Below are 19000 nucleotides of genomic sequence, written 5' to 3'. Positions count from 1 at the left end.
GCCGGTTAGCGACGCCTGGGCAGGATGGGTCGCGACCCCGCCGGCGCCGACGGGTCGGGACGTCCACAACTCCAAGGGGGCCGCGTGTCAGCTGACGCCGAAGTGATCGACATCCAGCCCGCCCGGCGCCTGCGGGTGCTGCTGCTCTCCTGGGAGTACCCGCCGGTGCTCGTCGGCGGCCTCGGCCGCCACGTGCACGCGCTCTCCGTCGCCCTGGCCGCCGCCGGGCACGAGGTCACCGTGGTCACCCGGCACGCCGAGGGCGCGCCGCTGGAGGAGTACGCCGACGGCGTGCGCGTCGTCCGCGCCGCCGAGGACCCGGTCACCTTCCCGCTCGCCACCGGGTCGCTGCTGGCCTGGACCATGGCGTTCAACCACACGCTCACCCGGGCCGCGCTGCGCGCCGCCGAGTCCGGCGCGTACGACGTGATCCACGCCCACGACTGGCTGGTCGCGCACACCGCGATCACGCTGGCCGAGCACCTGGACGTGCCGCTGGTGACCACCATCCACGCCACCGAGGCGGGCCGGCACCAGGGCTGGCTGCCCGAGGAGATGAACCGCACCATCCACGGCGTCGAGCACTGGCTGAGCAACGCCTCCGCGCGGGTGATCGCCTGCTCCGGCTACATGCGCGACCAGGTGGCCCGGCTGTTCGAGCTGCCGACCGGCCGGATCGACGTGGTGGCCAACGGCGTGGACGACCGCGCCTGGCGGGCCCGCCCGCAGGCGGTCGCCGCCGCCCGCGCCCGCTTCGCCGGCGACGGGCCACTGGTCGGGTACGCCGGCCGGCTGGTCTACGAGAAGGGGGTGCAGCACCTGGTGCACGCCGTGCCGCGCCTGGCCGACCGGCACCCCGGCCTGCGGGTGGTGATCGCCGGGGACGGGCCGTACAAGGACGAGCTGGTCGACCAGGCGCACCGGCTGCGCCTCGGCGACACCGTGCGGTTCGCCGGCTTCCTGGACGCCACCCAGCTCCCGGCGGTGCTCGCCGCCACCGACGCCACCGTGATCCCCAGCCTCTACGAGCCGTTCGGCATGATCGCCCTGGAGGCGGCCGCGGCCGGCGCACCGCTCGCGGTGGCGCGGACCGGCGGGTTGGCCGAGATCGTCGAGCCCGGCGTGACCGGGGTGACGTTCCCGCACGGCGACCCGGACGCGCTGGCCGGCGCCGTCGACCGGCTGCTCGGCGACGAGGTCTTCGCCCGCCGGGTGGCGCGCAAGGCGCGCGCCATGGTGTCCCGGCAGTACGCCTGGTCGGCCATCGCGGCCCGCACCGCCGCCAGCTACACCGCCGCCCGGCGGGAGCACCACACGTTCCAGACCCGGCGTGCCGCCGCGATGCTGGCCGGGGGCCGGTCCGCGGTGGCGATTCCGGAGGGAAATCTGCTGGCCGGAGCGGCGAGCTGAGGCGACCCGCCCGGACGGGATAGGTACCGTCCGATCCGTTGGCTATTGTGGACCACGACCAGCGGTGAGGAGTGCGGTGCGGGACGTGGTGATCGCCGGACGATACCGCCTGATCGAGCTGGTCGGCCGCGGTGGGATGGGCCAGGTCTGGCGCGCCCGGGACGAGGAGCTCCAGCGCGAGGTCGCGGTGAAGCAGGTCGTCCCACCGAACTGGCTGGCCGAGCACGAGCGGGACGAGCTGCGCGCCCGGACGCTGCGCGAGGCGCGCACGGCCGCGCGGCTCAACCACCCCAACGTGGTCCGGGTCTACGACGTGGTGCGGGTCCAGGGCGACCCATGGCTGATCATGGAGTACGTCCCGTCCCGGTCCTTGCAGGAGCTGATCGAGGCCGACGGCCGGCTGCCGCCCCGGCGGGCCGCCGCGATCGGGATGGCGGTGCACGCCGCACTGCGCGCCGCGCACGAGGCCGGTGTGCTGCACCGCGACGTGAAACCCGCCAACGTGCTGCTGGCCCGGGACGGCCGGGTGCTGCTCACCGACTTCGGGCTGGCCGTGTTCGAGGGCGGGGACGGCGCCATGACCCGTCCTGGGCTGGTGCTCGGCTCCCCGCAGTACGTCGCGCCGGAGCGCGCCGCCGAGGGCGTGTCCAGCATCGAGGCCGACCTGTGGTCACTCGGCGCCACGTTGCACGCCGCCGTGGAGGGCCGGTCCCCGTACGCCCGCAGCACCGCGATGGCGACGCTGGCGGCGCTGGCCAGCCAGCCCCCGGACCCGGCCCCGCACGCCGGCCCGCTGATGCCGGTGCTGGTCGGGCTGCTGCGCCGCGACCCGCGCCACCGGCTCGGCCACGACGACGTCGCCGGGCTGCTCGCCGACGCCGCCGAGCCGGTCACCGACGCCCCACCCCGGCCGGCCATCGACGCCCCGACCGTGCCCAACCAGCCCGTCCCGTCCGACCGCCGCAAGTCCGGAGCGGGGCGCGGGTCCGCAGCGGGGCACGGCTCCGGGATCGGGCCGGCCGTCCCGCCGCTGACCGGCTCCCGCATCGGCGTCCCGCCGGTCCCCCGGCCCGCCCCCACCGTCCCACCGCTGAGCGGCTCCAGCATCGGCGTCCCGCCGGTGCCCCGGTCCGACCCGGCCGAGCCGCCGGCGAGCGGAACCGGCGGCGGTGCCCCACCGGCGAGCGGGAGCACCCGGACCGTCCCGCCGGCCAACGGGGCCCGGTCCCCGGGTCGGCCCGACGGTGGGGTCGGGCCGCCACCGAGGGGTCCGACCGGCCGGGCCGGGGCGCCCTCGACCTCCGGTGAGGTGCGGGCGCAGCCGGACGCCGTAGCGCCGGGCCGCCCGGACCCGGCCGACGGCCCGGCTCGGCGAGCACCTGCCGGCCCGGCTGCCGCTGCGGACGACGCGGACCCCGCCGTTCCGCCGACCGTGGCCTACCCGGACCTGATGCCGCCGGCCGCGGCGGCCCGGGCGTGGAGCCGGGCGGCGCTGGGCAGCGAGTGGGCGCGCCCGGCCGACGGCGAGCCGGAGTCGCGGCCCGACCGGGAGCGCCGCTCGGGCGAGCCGGAGCAGCCGGAGAGCGGCGGCCGGGCCCGGGACACCCCCGACCGGCCGGTGGGCGGGTTCGGGCCCACGGTCCTGACCAGCTTCGTGGACCCGGGCAGTCCCACCGGCCCGGAGGGGCCGGCCGCCCGCGCCGACGCCAGCCCGGTGCACGCGCCGGGGCTCGGCGGCGCTCCCACGACGAGCCCGCCCCCGGTCACCTCCGGCGGCCCGGTCGACCCGGCAGCCGGCCGTCCGACCGGCAGTGGCGCGCTCCATGACGACCGCGCGCGAGGGAACGCGCCGTCAGGCGTGGTCGGCGACAGCGGCACCGCCTCCGGCGGCCTGACGCCCGGCGTGCCCGGCCGGCCCGGAACCGGTGGCATCGGCTCGCCGGACGACCCCGCCGACGGCGACCGACGCCGGGCGGCCACCCGGCGCTGGCTCCTCGCCGCGGGGGCCGCGTTGCTGGCGGTGCTGGCCGGCGTCGGCACCGCCCTCGCCGTCGACGGTGACCACCGGCATCAGCCGGACGGTGACGACCAGGGCGCGCCGTCCGGCCAGCCCTGGGAGCGACCGCCCCCGCCCGGCCACGGTCCGGGCGGGCCGCCGCCCCCGCCGTTCCCCTGCATCCGCCCCGACGTGGCCGGCACGCCGGTGCAGAAGGGCCCACCGCCGGCCGACCCGGCGGTGACCATACCGGCCGGCTGGGTCTGGCCCGCCGACACCGGCGGGTTCCACATCGCGCTGCCCGCCGGGTGGCTCCAGCTCCGCTCCGGCGACACCACCTGCTTCCAGGACCCGGCCACCCGGCGCATCCTGGGCGTCGAGCCGTACCCGGGTGGTGATCCGGTCGGTCGGCTGCGCTCGGCCGAGCGGGACCTCACCTCCGCCGGCCGCCTCCCCCGCTACGACAGGGTCCGGCTCGGCGCCGCCGGCGACGGCGCGGAGTGGGAGTGCCGCTGGGACGCGCCGTACGGGGAACGCATGCACGCGCTGCGGGTGCTGCCCGGCGAGGAGGCCGGGTGGACGCTGGGCCTGACCACCTCGGACTCCGACTGGGCCGCCGCCGAGGACCAGTTCGCGTTGATCCGGGACAGCATCCGGCCGATCCGACCCACCCGCACGGCGGGATGACCGGGGCGTCCCGCCGTCGCACCGACTGACTACAGTGGCGTAGTTCGTCGATCAAGATCTTCGGGAAGGGCGAGCCGAGATGATGGGACCGTCCCACGCGCTGTCCGGCGCGGCGGTGTGGCTGACCGGCTCCTGGGCGCTGGACCAGTTCGCCGACTATCACCAGACGCCGCTGGCGCTGGCGGTGGGCACCGCGGTCTGCGCGGGCGGGGCGCTCTTCCCCGACCTCGACCTCTCCGGCAAGGTGACCCGCAACCAGGGCGGCGCCACCGTGGCCCGGACGTTCGGCGTGTTCAGCCTCTTCGTCGCCGAGGTGATGGAGAAGATCTCGCTCGGCGTCTACTACGCCACCAAACTCAGCAAGGATCCGCGCCGCAACAACGGGCACCGCACGCTGACCCACACCGTGCCGTTCACCGTGCTGGTCGGGTGGGGCACCACCGCGCTCTGCGCCCACTACGGCAAGTGGGCGGTGGTCAGCATCCTGTTCTTCATGATCGGCCTGGCGTTGCGCGGGCTCTTCGACGAGTGGGCCGAGCGGGCCGGCTGGGTGGTGGTCACGCTGGTGTCCGCCGCCGCGGCCTGGTTCACGTTCGCCAACCTGCCCGGCGACCGGGGCTATCCGATGATCGGCCTCGCGGTGGGCGTGGGCTGCTTCGTGCACATCCTGGGCGACATGATCACCCGGGCCGGGGTGCCGATCCTCTGGCCCATCCCGATCAGACGGCGGATGTGGACGATGATCGGGCTGCCCAACAAGATCGCGCTGCGCACCGGCAGCAAGGCCGAGACGGTCGTGCTGCGGGGCGCGTTGACCGTGCTGGCCGTGCTCGCCGCGCTGGGCCTGGTCGCCCCGTCGGTGCTGCAACGCTTCGACATCCAGGTCTGACGCCGGGCAGCAGCGCGGCGCACGGGGCGTGGCCGGGCCGATCACCGCGGCGGTGACGCCTCTGGACCTGGCCTCGGACCGCCTGCAAACCTGATGGCGTAAACGACTCAGGACCGTCGGCCGGCGGGAGCCGGGCCTGAACCGTCCACGCCATCAGGTTCGTAGGTGTTCCGCGTCGGCCGGCCTCAGCGGGGTGTCAGCAGGCAGAACTCGTTGCCGTCCGGATCGGCCAGCACCACGTCGTCGGCGGTGTGCCGGCCGGCGCCGACCCGCGCCGCCCCGAGCGAGAGCAGCCGGTCGATCTCCGCCTCCCGCTCGCCGTCGGCCGGCGGCGCGAGATCCAGGTGTACGCGGTCCCGGCCGTGCCTCGGCATCAGCGGCGGACCGCTCCAGGTGACCTTCGCTCCGCCACGCGGCGACTGGATCGCGGTCTCCTGATCCTGGTCCCAGACCAGCGGCCAGCCCAGCGCCGCGCTCCAGAAGTAGCCCACCGCCTGCGTACCGTCGCAGTTCACCGCGCCGATGGACCCGCAGCCGGCGAGGAAGCTGTTGCCCGCCTCGATGACGCAGAACTCGTTGCCCTCGCGGTCGGCGAGCACCACGTGCCCTTCCTCCCCGCCCTGGCCGATGTCGACGTGCCGCCCGCCGAGCCCGATCGCCCGGGCCACCGTGTCCCGCTGCGCCTCCGGCGACGCGCTGGTCAGGTCGAGGTGGATGCGGTTCTGCCCGGCCTTCGGCGTCCCGGTCGGCCGGAACCGGATGCGCAGGCCGGCGTCGCCGTCGGGCCGCAGCGCGACCCCCTCGTACGGGTCGTCGACCACCTCCCGGCCGAGCAGCTCCGCCCAGAATCGCGCCAGCCGTAGCGGCGTCTCCGCGTCGACGCTGATCGCGTAGAGGTGGCTCGTCATCGCGCTGTTCATCTCCGATCCGCCGTCCGGCCCGGTCCGGCTGGTGGCTCAGACTAGGGAGGAACGCCGCCACCCACAGCCGAATATCGGCAGCCGGCTGCGGGCGCTGGCCACCCTGAAGGGCCGCTGGAACGGCTCCCGGATCAGGCGCCGATGCGCTGCTCGGGGATGGAGAGGCCGTAGAGCGCCATCAGCTCCGGGCTGTCGATCCGGCTGCCGTCGGCCACCGCGTCGCAGGCGATGTCGACGATCTGGTCCTTGTGCGCCAGCAGGTAGGGCCGGGCGCCGACGTCGGCGCTGGCCAGCGTCGCGATGCCGGGCCAGTGCCGGCGGCCGAACAGCATCGGGTAGCCGCGCAGGCCGTCGTAGGTGGCGCAGACCAGCACGTCCGGGTACGGCAGCGCGGTCACCCGGCGGACCGCCACCTCGGTGAGCCCGGGCATGTCCACCGGCACCACGACGACCGCCTCGATGCCGTCGTCGGTCAGCGCGGCGAGCCCGGCCCGGATCGAGGAGCCCACGCCGGTGCCCCAGGCGCGGTTGACCACGACGGTGGCGCCGGTCAGGTCGGTGGTCCGCCGCACCTGTTCGGCCGCCGCGCCCAGCACGACCACGACCTGCGCGCAGCCCGCGTCGGTCATCGTGTCGATCATCCGGCGGACCAGCGGCTTCTCGCCCTGGTGCAGCAACGCCTCGGGACCGCCGATGCGGCGTCCCCCACCCGCGGCGATGATCATTGCAGCGATCCGGTTCAGCGGTGCCCCCTCGACCAGGGGGACGGACCGGGCACAGCCGCGCCCGGTCCGTCCCGTCGTACGCACATGGGGCCCAACGAGCACGGCGGCGAGCGGGTAGCGGGGCAAAACGGAAAAATGTGTGACTATGCCGCGTCGGCGTAGCAGTCCACCGTGGACAGGTCGAGCGGAAACCGGACCGGGGTGTCGCCGAACAACAGCCGGGTGGCCCGCGCCCCGGCGGCGGAGACCGCCTCGGTGACCGCCGCCGCCTCGGCGACCGGGCAGTGCACCATCACCTCGTCGTGCTGGAAGAAGACCAGCTCGGCAGCGGTGCCGGCCAGCTCCGTGCGGAGCGTGGCCAACAACGTCGACGCCCACTCGGCGGCGGTGGCCTGGATGACGAAGTTGCGGGTGAACCGCCCCCGGGAACGGGCCGCACGGGCGGACGGGTTGTGCGGGTCCACCTCGCCGTCCGGCGTCGCCTCGTCCCCGTCGACGAAGCCGACCGCGCCCGGTGGGCAGGTGCGCCCGAGCCACGACCGGACCAGCCCACCCGCCTCACCGGTGCGGGCGGCGGCCTCGACGTACCCGAACGCGGTCGGGTAGTTCTTCCGCAGCACCGCCAGCGCCGGCACCGCCGCGCCGCCGGTCTGCCCGTACATGGCGCCGAGCAGCGCCACCTTGGCCCGGGCCCGGTCACCGGCGAACGCGTCCCGGGCCAGCGCGGCGTACAGGTCGCCGGCACCACCGGCGGCGGCCAGCCGCTCGTCGCCGGAGACCGCGGCGAGCACCCGCGGTTCGAGCTGGCCGGCGTCGGCCACCACGAACGTCCAGCCCGGGTCCGCCACCACGGCCCGCCGGATCACCTTCGGGATCTGCAACGCGCCGCCGCCGCGGGTCGCCCACCGGCCGGAGACCACGCCGCCGGGCACGTACTCCGGGTGGAACCGGCCGTCGGAGACCCAGGCGTCGCGCCAGGCCCAGCCGTGCGCCGTCCAGATGCGGTACAGCTCCTTGTATTCCAGCACCAGCGGCACCGCCGGGTGCTCCACCCCGCGCAGCGCCCAGGCCCGGGTGTTCGGCAGCTCCACCCCCGCGCGGGCGAACGCCCGCAACAGCTCCGCGGGCGAGTCGGCGTGCAGATGGCGTACGCCGAACGCGGCGGCGATCCGGGCCCGGAGCTCGGCCAGCCGGCGGGGCGGCCCGCCGACCGGGGACGCCTCGCCGAGCAGCTCGGCCAGGATCGCGTCGTGCACGTCGGCACGCCAGGGCAGGCCGGCCGCACCCATCTCGACGGCGATCAGCGCGCCGGCCGACTCGGCGGCCACCAGCAGCCGGAACCGGCCGGGGTGGGTCGTGGCGGCGATCCGGGCGAGCTGGTCGGCGTACACCCGGGTCAACGCCGTGATGCCCGGGCCCGACGGACCGGACGGCGGGTCGAAGAGCGCGGCCTGGGCGTGGCCGGGCGGCTCGGGCGGGCGGGGCGTCGGGTCCGGCGGGACCGGCGCCCCGGTCAGCCGGGCCCAGGCGGCGGGCAGCGCGCGCGGCTCGCCCCAGCGGCCGGCGTGCCCGAGCAGCAACGTCTCGGTCAGCTCGACGTCGTGGCAGCGGTCGAGCCGGACGCCGGCGCGCAGCAGCGCCGGATAGACCGCCGCCCCGCCGGCCCACACCCAGCGGGGCCGCTCGGCCGCCTCCCGGGCGCCGACGGCGGCGGCGAGATCCGCCACCTCCTCGACCGCCCCGGCGGGACGGCCGTCACCGTCAAGCGGTTGCAGCACACCGCCGCCCCGCTCCCCCGCCCCCACCGCCACCACCCGCACGAACGCGATTCTGCCTCGCCCCACCGACACCCTCCCCACGGATTCACGGAAAGAGTGGCCATCCGACGCGGAATGGCCACTCTTTCCGTGAATCTGCGGGCACAGCGGGTGCGGGGTGGGGTGGGGCGGGGCTACTTGCCGACGCCGGCGGTGAGGCCGGACTGCACCTGGCGCTGGAAGACGATGTACACGATCAGCACCGGCAGCATCGCCATGGTCACGCCGGCGAACAATCCGGACCAGTCGGACTTGTAGCCCTGGTTGACCGACAACTCGATCAGCCCCTGCGCGATGACCTGGTGCTTCGGCTCACCGGCCACCGACTGCATGAGCAGCGTCGGCAGGTACCACTGGTTCCACTGGCCCAGCACGTTGAAGATGCCGATGCTGATCAGGCCCGGCTTGGCCATCGGCAGCATCACGCTGAAGAACGTGCGGGTGTGCGAGGCCCCGTCCACCGACGCGGCCTCCGCGATCGAGTCGGGCAGCGTCCGGAAGAACGAGTGCATGAAGAAGACCGTGAACGAGAGCGACCAGGCCACGTAGACCAGGATCAGCGTGAGGTACTTGTTCGGGCCCAGCAGCGGGAACACCACGTTCATGTTGTAGACGCCCTTGAACAGCGGCACCGCGGCGAGGTAGATCGGCAGCGTCAGCCCCGACAGGAACATCCAGTAGATCAGCCGATTGCCCCGGAACTCGTAGCGGGCCAGCGTGTACGCCGCCATGGAGCCCAGCAACATCGTCAGGGTCACGCTGAAGACGAGCACGATCAGCGTGTTCAGGAAGAAGCTGTCGATCCCGGCTGACCAGGCCCGCGCGAAGTTGTCCCACTGGAGCGCGGCGGGGATCAACGACAGCGGCTTGCGGATCACCTCCGAGTCGGTCTTGAGCGCCGACATCACCACCCAGAGCAGCGGGTAGACCACCATGATCGCCCAGACGGCGAGGAAGATGTGGGAGAAGCCGTTGAAGATGCGGCCGCCGAGGCCGTTCCCGACGCCCTGCGTCCGCCGGCCCGCCGAAGGGCCGGACGGCGGCTCCGTGTCGGGTCGGGCCCGGCCGGAGGTGTCTGTCACCGTGCTCATCGTCCAAACCTCCTTAGAACTCGATCCGCTCACGGCGGGTGATACGTAGCTGGAGTGCGGCCAGCAGGATGGTGAAGATGGCGAGCGCCACCGCGATCGCGCAGGCGTAGCCGAACTGGCCCTTCTGGAACGCGTTGAACTGAATCACCGACGCGAAGATCTCGCTGGCGTGGTTCGGTCCGCCCTGGCTCGGCGTCATGACGAAGACCAGCGCGTACATGTCCAGCGCGATGAAGCCCAGGTAGACCCAGGCGACCGAGATGCTGTCCCGCAGCAGCGGCAGCGTCACCTTGAAGAACGTGTGGAACCGGCCCGCGCCGTCGAGGATCGCGGCCTCGTAGATGTCCTTCGGGATCGACTGCATGGCGGCCGAGAAGAGCACCATGTAGAAGCCGGCGCCGCTCCACACCGCGATGAGCAGCAGCCACCACAGCACCGCCGGCACGCCGAGGAACGGCTCCGGGTCGGCGGTGAACGCGATCGGGTTGTCCGCGTCCACCAGCCCGATCTTGATCAGCAGGCCGTTGATCAGGCCCTGCCCGTCGGTCCGGTAGATCTGCTGCCACATCACGGCGATGACCACAAGCGACAGCACCTGCGGGAAGAAGAAGATCACCTTGTAGAGCGCGGAGCCGAAGACCCCGCGGATGCCGGCCCTGTCCTCGCGTCCGCCCACGTTGAGCAGGAACGCGAGGAACAGGGCCAGCGCGATCGTGAACAGCGGCACGGTGACCAGGAAGAACACGTTGTGCCAGAACGCCTTCCGGATCAGCTCGTCGGAGAACAGCCGGACGTAGTTGTCCAGCCCGACGAAGCGCTGGGAATCCGAGTACCCACCCCAGTCGGTCAGCGAGTAACCCGCCGCCTGGGCGAACGGCCACACCACGTAGAACAGGTACAGCGCGACGGGCAGGGCCAGGAAGCCCGTGACGAAACGCGCGACTCCGTGCCGCATTGGACTCACTTCCTCGAACAGCGTCAGGCGGTGCGGGTCTGCTTCTTGATCGACGAGTCCTTGGCGACCTTGTCGGCGGCCGCCTGCATCTTGTCGACGAACTGCGCCGCGGTGAGCCGGCCGGCCATCAGCTCCTCGGAGAGGTTCTGGCTCTCCTTGTCCAGGTCGGCGTAGAAGTCCGGGAACTTCACCGAGATCAGCTCGCCGCTGCCGCCCTTGACCAGGCTGTTGGCGCTGGCCAGCGCCGTGTCCTGGACGTTGTCACCGGAGCCCTTGGTGGAGGCCAGCGACTTGGTCAGCTCGGCGAACTTCGCCGAACCGGCCTTGGACAGGATGGCCCGCAGGAACTCCTTCGCGGCTTCCTTGTTCGGCGCCTTGCTGGGCACCACGAAGCCCTCGCCGGAGGCGGCGAAGACGTCCTTGGCGGCCTTGTCGCCGGGCTTGCTCCAGTAGTCCGACATGGTCAGCTCGAAGCCGGGCGGGATGGTCGCCGCCATCTCGTTCTTCAGCCAGGTGCCGACCTGGATGAACGCCGCCTTGCCGTCGAGGAACGCCTGCTGCGACTGGGTGTGGTCGAGCTTGCCCGGCAGCAGCAGCTTGTCCTTGACCAGCTTCTCCCACGGCTCCAGCGCGGCGACGATCCCGTCGGCCTTCCAGGCGCCGTCCTTCAGGTTGTCGATGTCGACGACGGCCTGCTTGCCGACCGCCTTCCAGATGCTGGCGAACAGGGCCCAGCGCGGGTAGTAGCCGTGCGCCGCGTCGTGCACGTACGGCGCCATGCCCTTGGCCTTGATCTTCGGCGCCAGGGCGAAGAACTCGTCCCAGGTCGTCGGCGCCGTCCAGCCCTCCTTCTTGAACAGCGCCGCGTTGTACCAGTTGCCCCAGACCGTGTAGGCGACGTTCACCACGTAGAACTTGCCGTTCTGGGTGCCGTCGCCGACGGTGCCCGGCAGCAGCGAGTCGCCGACCGTGCCCTCGCCGTCCCAGGCGGGCGCCGTGAGCAGGTCGTCGAGCGGCTCGATGGCGCCCTCGTTGATCAGCGTGCTGCGGTCCATCATGTCGGCGCCCGAGTTCATCACCAGGTCGCTCGGCTGGGTCGCCATCTTGGGCTGCTCTTCGGTCTTGATCTTCTGGGTGGAAGACATGTTGACCGTGACGTTCGGGTGCTTGGCGTTGAAGACGACCTTGTCCTCCTTGGCCCACTGGTCGCCCAGCCCGCCGTTGAAGACGACCACCTTGACCGCGCTGCCGTCCTTGACGCCGAACGGGTTGTCCTTGCTCTTGGCCGCGCCGCCGCCGTCGGACTTGCTCGGCTCGCTGCCGGCGCAGGCGCTGAGCAGACCGGCCGCCGGGATGGCCAGCAGACCGGCCGCGCCGGCGCGCTGGAGCAGCGTCCGACGGCTCAGGTCAGACTTCTCGGGGATAACCGACATCTTTGTCTCTCCTTGTGGTGTCGGGTCAGGCGGTTCGCCGGAGGCGCCCGGCGTACCGCGACTCGAGGGCGAGGTTGTGCTCGTCCCCACCGGGGACGTTGGCGGAGAGGTAGACAGGGGGTACCTCTCCGGCCTGGTGGAACCGTCGTACGACCTCCGCGGTCAGCAGCTGCGCCAACAGCGCCGCGGTGACCGAGGAGACCGCACAGACCGCGCCGCCGCCCTCGAGCGGCAGCAGTGCGTCGCCGTACGGCGCGCCGTTGTCCAGCACGACGTCGGCGAGGTCGGCGAGCCGGTGCCCGGAGGGGTGCCGAGAGGCGACCCGGGCGGTGTGCTCGACCGAGGTGACCGCGATCAACGGGTGGCCACCGCGCTTGACCAGCGTCGCCAGCTCGACCACCGAGCCGTTGATGCCGGACTGCGAGGCGACCACGAAGACGTCCTCGGGCTGCGGCGCCGCCAACCCGAACAGCCGGTGCGCCACCGTCGGGTCGCGTTCCAGCTTGGGGTCGGCGAGCACGTCGCGGGGCGCGTCGCCGTGCAGCACGAGGTCGTGCAGGGAGAGTCGGTTGCTGGGGACCAGGCCACCGGCGCGGGCCACCAGCTCGGCGGCGAACGCCTCCGAGTGGCCGGCGCCGAACGCCTGGAGGACGCCGCCGGCACGCAGTCCGCCGGCGATCAGGTCCGCCGCCCGGTCCACCGCGTCCGCCTGGCTGTCCACCAGCCGGTCGAGGACCGGTCGGACGGCGTCCGCGTACCGCTGGGCACTGATCATGAGTGGGCCCCCTTGGCGGCCTTGTGCCCGTCGACGGCCTGGGCGGTACGCCGGAAGGCCGCGTGGGCGCGGTCGTGGGTGCGCTGCGCCACCGCGATGTAGAGCAGGTCGAGCACGACGAGCTGCGGATGCCGGGCGGAGAGCGCATCCGGCCGGAACGTGGTGGCCTGGCTGGCGGTGACCAGGACGATGTCGGCCAGCTCGGCCAACGGGGAGCGCGGGAAGCCGGTCAGCGCGACGGTGGTGGCCCCGCGACTGCCCGCCTCGGCGAGCAGCTCGATGGTCTCCCGGGTCTGGCCGGTGTGCGAGATGCCGAGCGCGACGTCGCCGACGCCCAGCAGCGCGGCGCTGGCCAGCCCCTCGTGCACGTCGCTCCAGGCCCAGGCGGCCACCCCGATGCGGTGCAGGCTGAACTGCATCTCCTCGCCGACCAGCGCGCTGCCGCTGGCGCCGAAGATGTTCACCCGGTTCGCCCCGGCGATGGCCATCGCCGCCCGCTCCACCTCGTGCAGGTCGAGCAGCGCGGCGGTGTCGTGCATGGCCCGCGTGTCGGCGGCCATGATCTGGTCGAGCACCCGGGACAGCGGGTCGCCGGGCTGGATCTCCCGGCCGATGTCGACGGTCCAGCCCGCCGAGCGGGCCCGGCCGGTCTCGGCGGCGATGCCGAGCCGCAGGTCGGCGTAGCCCTCGAAGCCCATCGCCCGGCAAAACCGGGTGATGGTCGCCGGTGACGTGCCGCTCCGCTCGGCCAGCTCGACGATGGTGGCCCGGGCCGCCGCCTCCGGGTCGCTGAGCACGTGCTCGGCCACCCGGCGCAGCGCCCCGGTCAGCTCCCCCGCGCCGGCCCGGACCCGGGCCAGCACCCCGTCGACGCTCCGCCGGTCGGCCGGCGCGGCATCGACCACCGCGGTTGCCGCGGAAGTCTCGACCTCGTGCTCGACCATCGGCGAAAGCCTTTCGGAAAAGAGTGTTAACTGTTAGTGGTAAAAGTTCTTACTGACGGCCCCTCCGTGTCAAGAGCGTGGGCGAAGTTTTCAAACTGTTACCTGCCGCGCGACCGCGATCTTGCGCGCGGAGGGCCTGGCCGGACAGCATGAGGACCATGTCGGACACCGTCGTGGTCGGCCTCGATGTGGGAGGCACGTCCACCCGCGCCACCGCCGTGAGCCTCGACGGCGCACGCCTGGGCACCGGCCGGGCCGGGGGCGGCAACCCGACCAGCCACGGCGCCGACCGGGCCGCCGCCGAGTTGCTCGCCGCCCTCCGCGCGGCGCTCGCCGAGGTCGACCCGACCCGGGTACGCGCCGGCGTGATCGGCCTCGCCGGCGCCGGCCGCCTCCGCGCCGATCCCGAGGGACGCGCCGCCTTCGACCGGGCGTGGGCCGAGGCGGGGCTGCGCTGCCCGTACACGGTGCACGGCGACGCCCTGGTCGCGTACGCCTCCGGCACGGCCGCCCCGGACGGCACCGTGCTGATCGCCGGCACCGGCGCGATCGCCGCCCAGGTGCACGCGCTCCGCCTGGACCGCGTCGCCGACGGCCACGGTTGGCTGCTCGGCGACGCGGGTTCCGGGTTCTGGCTGGGCCGGGAGGCGGTCCGCCGGCTCCTGACCGACCTGGACCGGGCCGAGGCGCCGGGGGAACTGGCCCGCCGCGTGCTGGCGGAACTGACCGGCTCGACCGAGGTGGCCGCCCGCCCCCGGGAGACCGCCGGGGCCGTGGTGCAGGCGGTCACCCGACGACCGCCGGTGGACCTGGCCCGACTCGCGCCACTCGTCGTCACCGCCGCCCGCCAGGGCGAGCAGGCCGCCAGGGCGATCATCGCCGAGGCCGCCGCGCTGCTGGCCGAGAGCGTCTCCCGGATCCGTCCCACCGACGCGACCGACCCGGTGGTGCTCGGCGGCGGCCTGCTCACCGGCGACACCCCGCTGGCCACCGTCGTCCGCGCCGAACTGGCCCGCCGCTGGCCGGCCGCCCCGCTGCACTCCGCCGGGGACGGCGCCGCCGCCGCGGCCTGGCTCGCCGCCCGGGACCTGCCCGAGGTCACCGACCCGGCGGCACTGCACGCCCGGCTCGTCCCACCCCCGACCTGACCGCCGCTCCCATGCCCTGAAGCCGACGGGCGACGGGCGACGGGCGACGGGCTCCGGTTCCGGTCACGACGTCACTCATACCGGCGGGGTAACGGCAAGCAACCGCCTCCGGCCGCACTTCCGGTCGAAGTGCCTACGAACTTGAACGCATAGGTGGGTCGGCGCGATGACCCATCCCTGTACTCAAGTTCGTAGGCACTTCGTACCGCTCTCGGGGCTCACCGTCCCACGCCGGCCGACGCCACCGGGGAGGTGCGCCGACGCGGCGTGGGGCGCGGGCGACGCAGTGGACCGGTCCGCAGCGATCAGAATCGGACAAGTGACTGTGTCGCCGGGCAAGCGAAGGGCCGGACGACACGAGGTCGACCGGCCCTGGGCAAACGTGGTCAGCCGTTCGGACCACCGGACGGTCCCGGCTGGCCCGGGTGCTGCGCCATCGGCTGGCCCGGCTGGGCCGCATTCCCCGGCTGGGCCGACTGCCAGCCCTGGGGGGCGGGCTGCCCGTACTGGGGCTGCGGCGCCGGCTGGCCCGACTGGCCCGACTGGCCCGGCTGGCCCGGGTGGCTCTGCGGCGCCATGCCGTACGGCGCCGGCTGACCGGGGGCAGCAGGGGGAAACATGCCGGGCTGCGGCGCGCCGGCGAACTGGTGCGCGGCGGCCTGCTCGCGAGCCTCCCGGCGGGCCTTCACCGCGCGCACGATCAGCAGGATCGGCAGGATGAAGACGTAGAAGAAGATCCGGTAGCTGCCGCCGTCGAAGAGGAACAGCAGGTAGAAGCCGTACGCGAAGAAGGCCAGGCCGACGATCACGTTGAGGACGCGCGACCCGGTCCCCTGCTCCTTGATGGCGACGCCGACGGCGACCATCGCGATGCCACCGAGCAGCAACAACAGCGTGTAGATGAGAAACACTGTCCCGTTGCCTGTGGCAACCACCTCACTTGAGCTGCCCGGCGGTCAGGCCGGCCTGGATCTGCCGCTGGAACGCCACGTAGACCACCAGCACCGGCAGCACCGCGATGGTGAGCCCGGCGAAGAGCTGGGCGTAGTCGCCGGCGTAACCCTGGCTGACCGCCAGCGAACTCAGGCCCTGGGCGAGCATCCGGTTCGGCCCGTCACCGGGGATGAGCACCTGGGGCAGCAGGAACTGGTTCCAGTGACTGAGGAAGTTGAAGATGCCGACACTGATCAGTCCCGGTCGCGCCATGGGCAGCATCACCCGAAAGAAGAGCCGGAAGTGGCCACATCCGTCGATCATCGCGGCCTCCGCCACCGAGGTCGGCAGCGTCCGGAAGAAGGCGGTCAGGAAGAACACCGTGAACGGCAGCGAGTACGCCGTGTAGACCAGGATCAGCCCCGGCCAGGTGCCGAGCAGGCCGACGCTGCGCACCACGAAGAAGAGCGGCACCAGGGCCAGGAACACCGGGAACATCATGCCGCCGACGAACAGGTAGTACACCACCTGGCGGCCACGGAACTCGTACCTGGCGAAGACGTACGCGGCGGTGGCACCGAGCAGCATGGTCAGGCTCAGCGAGCCGGCCACCACCACCAGGCTGTTCAGGAAGAACCGGCCGATGTGGGCGGTGGTCCAGGCGCGCGCCCAGTTGTCGAACCGCAGCGCCTCCGGCAGGCCCCACGGGTCGGCGATGATCTCGCCGTTGCTCTTCAACGAGCTGAGCAGCATCCAGGCCAGCGGCAGGATGGTCATCGCGGCCCAGAGCAGCAGGAAGCCGTGCGAGAAGACGTTGGCCACGCCCGTCTCGCGGCGCGGCGGACGGTCGGCCGGCACCCCGGCCCGTACGGTGCTCACGAGTACTCGATCCGATCACGCCGGGCGGTGCGCAGCGCCAGCACCGCCACCGAGAGGGTCAGGAAGAACATGGCCACGCCGATCGCGGAGGCGTACCCGAACTTGTTCTCGCTGCCGAACGAGGTGTCGTACATCCGCAGGCCGATCACGTCGGAGGAGAAGTTCGGCCCGCCGTTGGTCATGAGCTGCACCAGGATGAAACCGTCGAGCGCGGCGATGGCCAGGTAGATCCAGGCCACCTGGATGGTGTCCCAGAGCAGCGGGATGGTGATCTTCCGCAGCATGGTGGCGCGGGACGCGCCGTCGAGCAGCACCGCCTCGTAGATGTCGCGCGGGATGGCCTGCATGGCGGCGCCGAACAGCACCACGTAGAACCCGACGTTGCTCCACACCATCACGGCCAGCACGCACCAGAACGCGAACCGCGGATCGCCCAGCCAGGCCGGCGGCTCGGCCAGCCCGATCGCGCGCAGGGCGCCGTTGAGCAGGCCGCTGGTCGGGCTGTAGATCTCCTTCCACAGCAACGCGATGATCACCACGGAGAGCACCTGCGGGAAGAAGTAGACCAGCCGGTAGAGCGCGGTGCCGCGTACCCCGGTCACCCCGGCGCGGCCCTTGCGCCCGCCCATGGTGAGCATGCTCGCGAAGAAGAGACCCAGCGCGATGGTCACCACCGGCACCACCGCGAGCAGGATCGCGTTGTTCCGCAACGCGTTCCAGACGTACCCGTCGTGCAGCAGCGTGCGGAAGTTCGCCAGGCCGACCTGGTCGGCCTGCGCGGAGTAGCCCAGCCAGTCGGTGGTGGAGATCTGGAACGCCTGGAGGTACGGCGAGAGCACGAAGATGCCGTAGACCGCCAGCGGTGGCAGCAGGAAGCTGAGGATCAGTGGGTATCGACCGTGGCGCATCCGACCGTCACGCGGCCCGCTTGTACTTCTTGACGGAGCTGTCCTGCGCGATCGAGTCGGCGCCCCGCTGGCACTGGTCGAGGAACTCCGCCGGGGAGATCCGGCCGCTGAAGAACTCGCCGCAGGCCGCGTCGACCAGGTTGCGCTCCAGCTTGCGGTAGTAGTTGTTGTAGACCCAGTTGAACCCGTTGGCGCCGGACGCGTCCAGCGCCTTGACCACGGTGGCCAGCCCGAACGGCAACTCGACGCCGTCGGTGGCGCCGGCGACCACGGGCAGGCTGGCGACCTTCCTCGTGAAGTCCTGGGCGCCCCTGCGCGACAGCATGGTCCGGAAGTACTCCAGGCCGCCGGCTACGTTCTTCGCCTTCGCCGGCACCATGAACGGCTCGCCCGCGGTGCCCCGGATCGCCTCGAACGGCAGCTTGTCGCCGCTGCCCAGGCTCGGCGTCGGCGCGACCGTCATGTTGAAGCCGGCCGGGGTGACGTCCTTCTGCTCGCTCTCCAGCCAGGACCCGCAGGAGATGAACGCGGCCTTGCCCTGGCACCAGGCGGTCTGCGACTGCTTGTGGTCCAGGCCCGGGGAGCCGGCCAGGATGAACTTGTCCTTGACGATCTGGTACCAGGCGTCGGCGGCGGTCTTCATGGCGTCCGACTTCCAGGCGTTGGGCTCCAGGTTGTCGATGGCCAGCGCGACCGACGGGCCGCCCACCTTGATCGCGGTGGAGATCACCGGCCAGCTCATGTAGCGCGGGTGCAGGCCGGCGTACGTCCAGGGGGCGATGCCGGCGGCCTTGATCTGCCGGCAGAGCGCGATGTGCTCGTCCCAGGTCTTGGCGTAGGTCCAGCCGCGGTCGGCGAAGAGCTTGGTCGAGTGCCAGATGCCGTACACCGTGTAGGTGTAGTTGAGCACCAGGAACCGGCCGTCGTAGGAGCCGACCTCGACGGTGCCGGGCAGCAGCGTGTCCTTGACCGTCTTGCCGGGCGTGTCGAGGCTGGGCGCGGCGAGCAGCTCACCGAGGTCGGCCAGCGCGTTCTGCGAGACCAGGCCGTTGAAGTCGATCTGGCCGGCGCCGGAGTTGTTGACCACGTCCGGCGGGCTGCCGTCGACGAAGCGCGGCTGGAGCGTCTTGCTGATCTCCTGGGTGGCCGAGTGCTTGATCTCCGCCTTCGGGTACTTCTCCCGGTACATGGCCTCGTGGGCCTTGGCGTACTCCTCGCCGAAGCCGCCGTTGAAGATCACCACTTCGAGCGGCGCGTCCTCCTTGACGCCGAGCGGGTTCTGCTCGCTCTTGGTGCCCTGGTACGTGTCGCCGTTACCCTTGTCGTCGCCACCGGAGGTGGCGCAGCCGGCGAGCAGACCGGCGGCGGGGGTGGCCAGCAGACCGGCGGCGGCACTGCGCCGGAGGATCTCACGCCTGTTTCATCGCATCTCCTCGGTGATTCCGTCGCTTCTCTTCACAGGGCACATTTTCGTTGAAGAATTTCTACGC

At 72.6% G+C, this 19000-nt stretch carries 16 protein-coding genes; 4 read left to right on the top strand and 12 right to left on the bottom strand.

The genetic code is table 11. From position 1 onward, the window contains the following. The first annotated feature begins 24 nt into the window (after positions 1-24). The 3 genes from ACLQ2W_RS25095 (at position 25) to ACLQ2W_RS25085 (ending at position 4982) form a co-directional block, all read left to right on the top strand. Positions 25-1410 (top strand): glycosyltransferase family 4 protein, encoded by a 1386-nt coding sequence (locus ACLQ2W_RS25095; protein WP_425789162.1) that lies wholly within the window; start codon positions 25-27, stop codon positions 1408-1410. Positions 1411-1486: 76 nt separating this feature from the next. Continuing rightward, positions 1487-4093 carry a protein kinase domain-containing protein gene (locus tag ACLQ2W_RS25090; protein WP_425789160.1) on the top strand — a complete coding sequence of 869 codons (2607 nt, stop codon included), beginning with the start codon at positions 1487-1489 and terminating at the stop codon, positions 4091-4093. Between the two features lie 79 nt (positions 4094-4172). Next, complete coding sequence (locus tag ACLQ2W_RS25085; RefSeq protein WP_281938795.1) at positions 4173-4982, top strand: metal-dependent hydrolase; 810 nt, start codon at positions 4173-4175, stop codon at positions 4980-4982. 185 nt (positions 4983-5167) lie between these two features. Here ACLQ2W_RS25085 and ACLQ2W_RS25080 read toward each other — a convergent pair whose 3' ends face one another. The 8 genes from ACLQ2W_RS25080 to ACLQ2W_RS25045 form a co-directional block, all read right to left on the bottom strand. Beyond that, positions 5168-5890, bottom strand: a complete 723-nt coding sequence (locus tag ACLQ2W_RS25080; protein WP_425789505.1) for a VOC family protein — start codon at positions 5888-5890, stop codon at positions 5168-5170. A 143-nt stretch (positions 5891-6033) separates the two neighbouring features. Continuing rightward, the gene (locus ACLQ2W_RS25075; RefSeq protein WP_107156896.1) at positions 6034-6627 is read right to left on the bottom strand and encodes a nucleotidyltransferase family protein; all 594 of its coding nucleotides are present in this window, start codon (positions 6625-6627) and stop codon (positions 6034-6036) included. Between the two features lie 143 nt (positions 6628-6770). Next, complete coding sequence (locus ACLQ2W_RS25070) at positions 6771-8471, bottom strand: bifunctional 3'-5' exonuclease/DNA polymerase (protein ID WP_425789157.1); 1701 nt, start codon at positions 8469-8471, stop codon at positions 6771-6773. A 107-nt stretch (positions 8472-8578) separates the two neighbouring features. Continuing rightward, positions 8579-9535, bottom strand: a complete 957-nt coding sequence (locus ACLQ2W_RS25065; RefSeq protein ID WP_425789155.1) for a carbohydrate ABC transporter permease — start codon at positions 9533-9535, stop codon at positions 8579-8581. Between the two features lie 13 nt (positions 9536-9548). After that, positions 9549-10490, bottom strand: a complete 942-nt coding sequence (locus ACLQ2W_RS25060; RefSeq protein WP_425789153.1) for a carbohydrate ABC transporter permease — start codon at positions 10488-10490, stop codon at positions 9549-9551. Between the two features lie 23 nt (positions 10491-10513). Beyond that, on the bottom strand, positions 10514-11923 hold the full coding sequence (gene ngcE / locus ACLQ2W_RS25055) for an N-acetylglucosamine/diacetylchitobiose ABC transporter substrate-binding protein (RefSeq protein ID WP_405090290.1): 1410 nt from the start codon (positions 11921-11923) through the stop codon (positions 10514-10516). Positions 11924-11948: 25 nt separating this feature from the next. Beyond that, positions 11949-12698: a sugar isomerase domain-containing protein gene (locus ACLQ2W_RS25050; RefSeq protein ID WP_405090291.1), complete on the bottom strand. Its 750-nt coding sequence runs from the start codon at positions 12696-12698 to the stop codon at positions 11949-11951. After that, entirely contained in the window at positions 12695-13642 is a 948-nt protein-coding gene (locus ACLQ2W_RS25045) for a MurR/RpiR family transcriptional regulator (RefSeq protein ID WP_281938786.1), read from the bottom strand. The genes ACLQ2W_RS25050 and ACLQ2W_RS25045 overlap by 4 nt, the downstream gene beginning before the upstream one ends. Positions 13643-13800: 158 nt before the next feature. Between ACLQ2W_RS25045 and ACLQ2W_RS25040 the strand changes: the two genes are divergently transcribed. Beyond that, positions 13801-14790: an N-acetylglucosamine kinase gene (locus tag ACLQ2W_RS25040; protein WP_425789150.1), complete on the top strand. Its 990-nt coding sequence runs from the start codon at positions 13801-13803 to the stop codon at positions 14788-14790. Positions 14791-15176: 386 nt separating this feature from the next. On the opposite strand, the gene ACLQ2W_RS25035 is transcribed toward ACLQ2W_RS25040, so the two are convergent. From ACLQ2W_RS25035 to ngcE (ACLQ2W_RS25020), 4 genes are all read right to left on the bottom strand, one after another. Further along, positions 15177-15701 carry a hypothetical protein gene (locus ACLQ2W_RS25035; RefSeq protein WP_425789148.1) on the bottom strand — a complete coding sequence of 175 codons (525 nt, stop codon included), beginning with the start codon at positions 15699-15701 and terminating at the stop codon, positions 15177-15179. A 25-nt stretch (positions 15702-15726) separates the two neighbouring features. Next, the gene (locus tag ACLQ2W_RS25030; RefSeq protein ID WP_199199721.1) at positions 15727-16500 is read right to left on the bottom strand and encodes a carbohydrate ABC transporter permease; all 774 of its coding nucleotides are present in this window, start codon (positions 16498-16500) and stop codon (positions 15727-15729) included. 98 nt (positions 16501-16598) lie between these two features. Then, a complete protein-coding gene (locus tag ACLQ2W_RS25025) occupies positions 16599-17510 on the bottom strand; it encodes a carbohydrate ABC transporter permease (protein ID WP_425789146.1) in 912 nt (303 codons plus the stop codon). 7 nt (positions 17511-17517) lie between these two features. After that, positions 17518-18867, bottom strand: coding sequence for an N-acetylglucosamine/diacetylchitobiose ABC transporter substrate-binding protein (gene ngcE / locus ACLQ2W_RS25020; protein WP_425789502.1), 1350 nt, complete (start codon positions 18865-18867; stop codon positions 17518-17520). Between the last annotated feature and the right edge of the window lie 133 nt (positions 18868-19000).

Source organism: Micromonospora sp. DT227, from assembly GCF_049841835.1.
In the GTDB taxonomy this organism is placed as follows: Bacteria; Actinomycetota; Actinomycetes; order Mycobacteriales; family Micromonosporaceae; genus Micromonospora.
Note: the sequence above shows the minus strand (reverse complement) of the source record. Positions and strands in the feature narration are given on the sequence as shown.